The organism is Armatimonadota bacterium, assembly GCA_031081675.1.
Classification (GTDB): domain Bacteria; phylum Sysuimicrobiota; class Sysuimicrobiia; order Sysuimicrobiales; family Kaftiobacteriaceae; genus Calidihabitans; species Calidihabitans tengchongensis.
The window spans coordinates 67,122-73,577 of sequence record JAVHLZ010000012.1 but is presented as its reverse complement, the minus strand read 5'-3'; the positions used below and the strand labels follow the sequence as shown (position 1 = coordinate 73,577).

Annotated in this window: 6 protein-coding genes; 1 reads left to right on the top strand and 5 read right to left on the bottom strand. The window is 70.9% G+C overall.

The window, feature by feature from the left end; all coding sequences use genetic code 11:
- Positions 1-388 precede the first annotated feature (388 nt).
- Positions 389-1,561 (top strand): MFS transporter, encoded by a 1,173-nt coding sequence (locus RB150_06390; GenBank protein ID MDQ7820161.1) that lies wholly within the window; start codon positions 389-391, stop codon positions 1,559-1,561.
- A gap of 24 nt (positions 1,562-1,585) precedes the next feature.
- Here RB150_06390 and RB150_06385 read toward each other — a convergent pair whose 3' ends face one another.
- The 5 genes from RB150_06385 to RB150_06365 are packed head-to-tail and all read right to left on the bottom strand — an operon-like array spanning position 1,586 to position 6,456.
- Entirely contained in the window at positions 1,586-2,410 is an 825-nt protein-coding gene (locus tag RB150_06385) for a carbohydrate ABC transporter permease (protein ID MDQ7820160.1), read from the bottom strand.
- Positions 2,410-3,324 (bottom strand): sugar ABC transporter permease, encoded by a 915-nt coding sequence (locus tag RB150_06380; protein ID MDQ7820159.1) that lies wholly within the window; start codon positions 3,322-3,324, stop codon positions 2,410-2,412. Before RB150_06380 ends, RB150_06385 begins: the two co-directional genes overlap by 1 nt.
- 57 nt (positions 3,325-3,381) lie before the next feature.
- Positions 3,382-4,689, bottom strand: a complete 1,308-nt coding sequence (locus tag RB150_06375) for an extracellular solute-binding protein (GenBank protein ID MDQ7820158.1) — start codon at positions 4,687-4,689, stop codon at positions 3,382-3,384.
- A gap of 44 nt (positions 4,690-4,733) precedes the next feature.
- Positions 4,734-5,615, bottom strand: a complete 882-nt coding sequence (gene iolB, locus RB150_06370; protein MDQ7820157.1) for a 5-deoxy-glucuronate isomerase — start codon at positions 5,613-5,615, stop codon at positions 4,734-4,736.
- 10 nt (positions 5,616-5,625) lie between these two features.
- Positions 5,626-6,456 carry a class II fructose-bisphosphate aldolase gene (locus tag RB150_06365; GenBank protein ID MDQ7820156.1) on the bottom strand — a complete coding sequence of 277 codons (831 nt, stop codon included), beginning with the start codon at positions 6,454-6,456 and terminating at the stop codon, positions 5,626-5,628.

Below are 6,456 nucleotides of genomic sequence, written 5' to 3'. Positions count from 1 at the left end.
AGTCGTGCAGAGCGTGCAGGGGGCTATGCGGCGGGTGTTTGAGATGGCGGCGGTGGACGGTATGACGATGGATGCCGCTGCCCGCCGCATCGCGGAAGAACATCTGCGGTCGGGTCCGTGAGCCTCTCGCACGCGGTCGCCCCCCGGTGGCAGGGCCGCCGTTGAGGCATGCCCGCAAAAGATGAGACAGGCCGCGAGATCCGAAGAGGCGGCCGGCCCTCCCGCACCAGGTCGAGCGGGAGTGGACCGTCGGCCGAAGCGGACGGACCCATTCGCCTGATTGGTGCGTACGCTCTGAGGGGCCCACCCCTGTGCGGGTGGCGGCCCCCAAGCGGGAGTGTCGGCTTCCGCTGGACGGCCATGACGCCCGGCCGGTACAGTAGAGGCCGTGAGTCGCCCGCTCCTGCTGATCTTCCTGATCGTCCTGGTCAACCTCCTGGGGTTTGGCATCATCATCCCCCTGCTGCCGTTCTACGCCACCCGGATGGGCGCCACCCCGCTGGAGGTGGGCTGGCTGTTCGCCTCCTTTTCGCTGGCGCAGCTGGTGGCCGCGCCGGTGCTGGGAGACCTCTCGGACCGCTACGGCCGCCGGCCGGTCCTCATCGTCAGCCTGCTGGGCACGGTGGCCAGCTTCGTCGTGCTGGCGCTGGCCCGCAGCGTGCCGGTGCTGTTCCTGGCCCGGATCATTGACGGCCTGTCGGGCGGCAACATCTCCACGGCGCGGGCCTACATCGGCGATGTCACCTCCGAAGAACACCGCGCCCGGGGCTACGGCCTCCTGGGAGCGGCGTTCGGGGTGGGTTTCATCGCCGGCCCCGCCCTGGGGGGAGCCCTCAGCCGTATCTCTTATGCGGCCCCCGCCTGGGCCGCCGCCGGGATCGCCGCCCTGGCCGCGCTGCTGGCGTACCGGCTGTTGCCGGAGACCGTCCACCGGGTCTCCGCCCGCCGCCCGGGCGGCTGGACAGATCTCCCCGCGGCGCTGGCTCACCCGGTGCTGGGGCGGCTGCTGGCGGCGGACTTTCTCTATTGGGCCAGCATCTCGGTCTATCAGACGGCGTTCGCCCTGTTCGGCGCCCGGCGCTTCGGTTTTGACGTGCCTCAGACCGGGTACCTGCTGGCGCTGGTGGGAACCATCGGGGCGGTCGTGCAGGTGGCCCTGGTGGGTCCTGTGGTCCGCCGCCTGGGCGAGCGCCGTACCCTGGTCGTGGGGCTCCTGCTGGCGGGAGGCGGGCTCGCAGTCGCGTCGGGAACTCACCGCGTGGCTCCTTTCGTGCTGGCGCTGGTGCCGGCCGCCGTGGGAGCGGCGCTGGCCACACCCGCCCTGACCAGCCTGATCAGCCTGTCCGCCCCGCCCGGCGAGCAGGGCCGCGTCCAGGGGGTCGCGTCCTCCCTGGAGGGGCTGGGGCGGGCCATCGGACCGGTGTGGGGCAACGGGCTGCTGGGTGCCGTCGGTGAGACCGCCGCCTTCGGCAGCGCGGCCGGCGTGATCCTGGTGACCGCCGGTCTGGCGGCGCGGGTGCGGCCGTCAGTGCCGGCCCCCGAGGCGACCGCGGGCCGGTGAGTGTCTGCAGGCCCCGCCGGCGGGTCAGCGCAGTCCCGTCATGGCGATCCCCCGGATCATGTAGCGCTGGGAGACCGCGTAGGCGATTAGCATGGGGGCCACGGTGATCACCGTGGCGGCCATCAGCGGGCCGTAGTTGATGAACCCGTAGGGGTCCTTGAAGAGGGCGATTCCCACGGGCAGGGTGCGCATGCGTTCGGAGTTGATGACGATGACCGGCCACAGGAAGTCGTTCCAGCTGCTCAGGAACAGCAGCATGGCCACCGCCGCCAGCACGGGCTTGATGAGGGGAGCCACCACCCGCACGACGATCTGCGCCTCGCCGGCGCCGTCGATGCGGGCCGCGTCCAGAAGGTCGGTGGGCACCGTCTGCACCGCCTGCCGGATGAGGTAGACGGCAAAGGCGCTGGCGAAGTTGGGGGCCAGGATCCCCTGGTAGGTGTCCACCCAGCCCAGCCGGGCTAGGAACACGTACAGGGCCACGCTGGTGACCTGCACCGGCACCATCAGCGTGGCCAGGATCAGCAGGAAGAACAGGTTCTGCAGCGGGAAGCGGTAGACCGCAAACGCGTACCCGGCGAACAGGCCGAACAGCACCGAGCAGCCCACCGACACGGTGGCCACCACCAGGCTGTTCTTGTAGTACACCAGCCAGGGGGCCCGGGCCCAGGCTTCCCGGAAGTGGTCCCCCACCAGGCGGCTGGGGATCCAGCGGGGCGGGAAGGCGATGATCTCCGGGGCCGGGCTGACCGCCGTGACCACCATCCAGTAGAACGGCAGCACCATGACCACCGCCCCCGCGGCCACCACCAGGAAGGCCAGCCACCGGCCCAGGGCGCGCCCCGCCATCAGTAGGTCACCTCAAACCGGCGGCTGGTCCGGAACTGGAGGATGGTGATGGCCAGGATGAAGACGAACAGCACCACCGCCTCGGCCGCCGCGTAGCCGAACCGGTAGCGCTGGAACGCCTGCCGGTAGATCTCCAGCACGACCACGTTGGTGGCATTGGCAGGGCCGCCACCGGTGAGCACGTAGACCTGGTCGAAGACCTGAAACGCGAAGATGCCATTGTAGATCAGCAGGAAGGCCGTGACCGGCGCCAGCAGCGGGAGGGTGATGCGCCAGAACTGCTGCAGGGGACCCGCTCCATCCAGAGTCGCTGCCTCGTAGAACTCGGCGGGAATGGCCTGCAGGCCCGCGATGTAGATGACCATGTTGTAGCCCACCGTCTTCCAGATGCTGAAGAGAATCACCGAGAGCAAGGCGGTGCGGGTCGACAGCAACCAGGGGGAGGGGGGCAGGTGCGCCATCCGCAGCAGCGCGTTGAACAGGCCGTACTGGGGATTGTACAGCCACCACCACACCACCGCGGCGGCCACGGTGCTGGTCACCATGGGCGCGAAGTAGACGGCCTTGAGCAGCTCGCGGGCCGGGAAGCGTTCGGTGAACAGCACCGCCAGGATCAGCCCCAGGGCCGCCGCAGTGGGCACGATGGCCACCGCATACAGGAGCGTGTTGGTGACCGCCTGGCGGAAGATCTCATCGTGGAGCAGCTCGGCGAAGTTTTCCACTCCCACGTACACCAGCCGCCGGCGCGCCAGCTCCACCCGGAAGGCGCTGAAGTACAGGGTCTGCAGGGCGGGCCACACGCGAAACAGGCCGAACGCCACCAGCACGGGACTGATGAACAGGTAGGCATGCAGGTAGTGGCGTCGGTAGGCGCGGACTACCGCCCGGACCACCGGTGCCCACGCGGAGACCATCAGCGAATCGCTCCGGAAGGTGATGGGGGGACCGGAGGTCGCCGGTCCCCCCGAGGACTACTTCATCGCATCCTGGATGGCTTTGTTGGCCAGCCGCTCGGCCTCCGCCAGGGCGGCCTCGACGGTGGCCTCGCCGTGCCAGGCCTTCTGGATCGCCCCGCCCAGGGCGTCCATGATGCCGTTCAGCCCCAGGTTGATCGGCAGCCGGCGCCCGTAGGGCGCCATCTTCAGCAGGGTCTGGACGTAGCTGTCGGACTTGAACGGGTCTTTGGCCCAGTTGGACTTGTAGCGGGGCGTCAGATTGAACCGGCTGGCCAGGCGGTAGTCGTTGATCTCGCTGTTCAGCCACTCCACGGCCCGCCACGCCATGTCCTTGTGGCGCGCGGCCCGCGGCACCGAGAACAGCCACGCCCCCAGCAGCGTGACGGGGCGGTCCCCCGCCCGCCGGGCCGGAGGCAGCCACATGCCCCATCCGGACGTCCACGGCATGCCCGGAGCCTCCCGCGGCTGGCGGGCGCGGATGCTGACCGTCTCGCTGATCTGCATGGAGGCGATGCCGCTGAGGAAGGCGGCGCGGGGGTCGGGGAAGTTCAGGCTGGTGCACTTGTCCACCTGGAGCATGTCCAGGACCAGGCGCAGGGCGGCCCGGCCGGCCTCGTTGTTGAACATGACGCGGCCCCCCCGCAGGGCGTTGGGGTTGTCAATGAGGTCGGCGCCCGCGCCCCAGATGGCCCACAGGTGCTTGTGGACCACGCCGTGAGGATGGCCCACGTGGCGGATGGCGTAGCCTACCCGGACGATGTTGCCGGCGGCGTCGCGCTTGACCAGCCGGCGGCAGTAGTCCCGCAGCTCATCCCAGGTCTGCGGAGGCCTGTCGGGATCCAGCCCCGCGTCCCGGAACTGCTGCTTGTTCCAGGTCAGCCCGTAGATGTCGTGTCCCATCTGCGGGTACCCCCACATGGTCCCGCCGCCGTAGTCGGACAGCGTGACAATCTCCGGCGAAACCGAGGCCAGCCAGCGCCGGGCCTTGACGGGGTCCACCTGCTCCAGCAGGTCTTCCTTGAGGAAGCCGGGCAGCCAGGAGGTGTCGATGAACAGGATGTCGGCGATGTTGCCGGCGGCGGCGGCGGCAAAGATCTTCTGCTGCATGGTGTCGTAGTCCACGGCCACCATCTCGATCTTGACGTTGCTGGTGGCCTCAAAGGGCGCGAAGACCGTGGGATCGCGCAGGGGCAGGGTGCTCTGGGTGATCTCCCCGGCCGGGTACCACAGGGTCAGCGTGCGCCGCGGCTGGGCGAACGCTCCCGCCGCCCCTGCGACCACCAGGCACACAACAGCGGCGATCACAACCCGGTGCGCTTTCACCTGTCCACCTCCTTCGTCCTGGTGCTGACGGCAGACGGCGGCTGTCACCTCCTTCCCCAGAGAGGCGGGTCGGCGCCCTCCTGTGTCCGGATCCAGGCGTGGGCGGGGTCATCGGCCCACCGCCCGTAGACCACCCGCGCCCCCGACAGGGCCCACAGATAGTACAGTTCGTATCCGGCCGCCGCCACCACCGGGTGGAAGCCCCGGGGCAGGGCGACCAGGTCGCCCGAGCGGATCACGTAGCACGCGTCCAGCGGGCTAGGGTCCTCCGGGGCCGTGTACACCCGCTGGAGGGCAAACCCCTGGGGCGGCCGCAGCCGATAGTAATACACCTCTTCCATGGGGAGCTCGGTCGGGGCGTCGCGGTCGTGCTTGTGGGGCGGGTAGCTGGACCAGTTCCCGGGCGGATTGACCGTCTCGCCCACCAGCAGCCGCTGGCTTGCAGGCAGGTCGAGGATGGTGCGCACCTGGCGGGTCCAGTTGTCCCGGCCCACGGTGCGGACCACGACCTCGTCCGGGCGGATCAGGGCCGGCTGGCCGGGGCGATCGGCGGGGGCGCCCACGACGACCGCCACCAGGCCGTCCGCGGCGGAGGCGCTGACGGTCGCGCCCGGGGGGGCGTAGACGGCCCAGGGGAGGGCGTCGAAGACGTTGGACCGCGGCCCCACCGCCCACTCCACGCGCTGCCCCTGTCCGTCCACCGCCACCGTCCCCGATCCCTCCAGGAGGACCACCGCGACCTCGCGCTCACGGCAGGGCAGGCTGTAGCGGGGGTGGTGGGGCGACAGGACCAGCAGGCCGAAGTCCAGGTAGCGTAGCCCGGCCTGTCCGGGTTCCACGGCGCGGGTGTACCCCGGGGAGGGGTCCACGTGCCGGTGCAGGTCGGTCGTCCCGGCATCGGCGCCCGATTCGGATGGTGTGCGCATCGGCGTGTTCTCACCCCTCGGTCAGAGCTCGCAGGCGCTCCCGCACGGCCTCTTCATACGCGCGGCGGAGGGTGCGCAGCAGCTCCGGCAGGTCCGCGCCGGCCGCCACGCGCTCTCCCAGCGCGGCCAGAGCCGACCGGGCCAACCGGGTGAAAAAGCTCACCTTGCCGATTCCGGCCGCGATCGCGTCCCGCAACAGCGGGTCGGCCACCCCCGACCCTCCGTGCAGGGAGAGGGCGCAGGGCACCGCGGCCGCCAGGGCCCGCAGGCGCGGCAGGTCCAGGCGCGCTTCTCCCGGGTCCTGGTGGTGGACGTTTCCCACCGCCACCGCCAGGACGTCCACGCCCGTGAGCCGCGCGAAGCGCGCGGCCTCATCGGGATCGGTCAGCGACGCCGGCGGGGCACCGCCCAGAGACTCCTTCTGGGGGATGGGCGTCAGTTCCGCCTCCACCGTGGCCCCGTACTGCCGCGCCAGGGCCACCGCGGCGCGCACGAACTCCCGCGGCTCACCCCCGGGCCCGGCCGCATCCCCGACCATGACCGAGGTGAACCCGCACTGCAGGGCCAGCCGGATCGTGTCCAGGTCGTCGGCGTGATCCAGGTGCAGCGCCACGGGGACCGGCGCACGCTCGGCCAGCGACCGCGCCGCGGCCGCCAGGGCCGGCAGATCCACCCAGGAGCTGTGGCGGGCGGTGAAGGCGACCGCCACCGGCGCGCGCAGCTCGCCGGCGACTGTGACGATGGCGGTCGCGGTCTCCAGGTTCAGGCAGGTGAACGCCCCCACCGCCCGCCCCCGGCGGCGGGCGTCGGCGACCAGTTCGGCCAGGGTGGCCACGCCCAT

Excerpts from the sequence above, each read along its gene's own strand:
- RB150_06380 (MDQ7820159.1), bottom strand. The coding sequence starts at position 3,324 with ATGGTCTCCGCGTGGGCACCGGTGGTCCGGGCGGTAGTCCGCGCCTAC.
- RB150_06385 (MDQ7820160.1), bottom strand. The coding sequence starts at position 2,410 with ATGGCGGGGCGCGCCCTGGGCCGGTGGCTGGCCTTCCTGGTGGTGGCC.
- RB150_06365 (MDQ7820156.1), bottom strand. The coding sequence starts at position 6,456 with ATGGGCGTGGCCACCCTGGCCGAACTGGTCGCCGACGCCCGCCGCCGG.
- iolB (MDQ7820157.1), bottom strand. The coding sequence starts at position 5,615 with ATGCGCACACCATCCGAATCGGGCGCCGATGCCGGGACGACCGACCTG.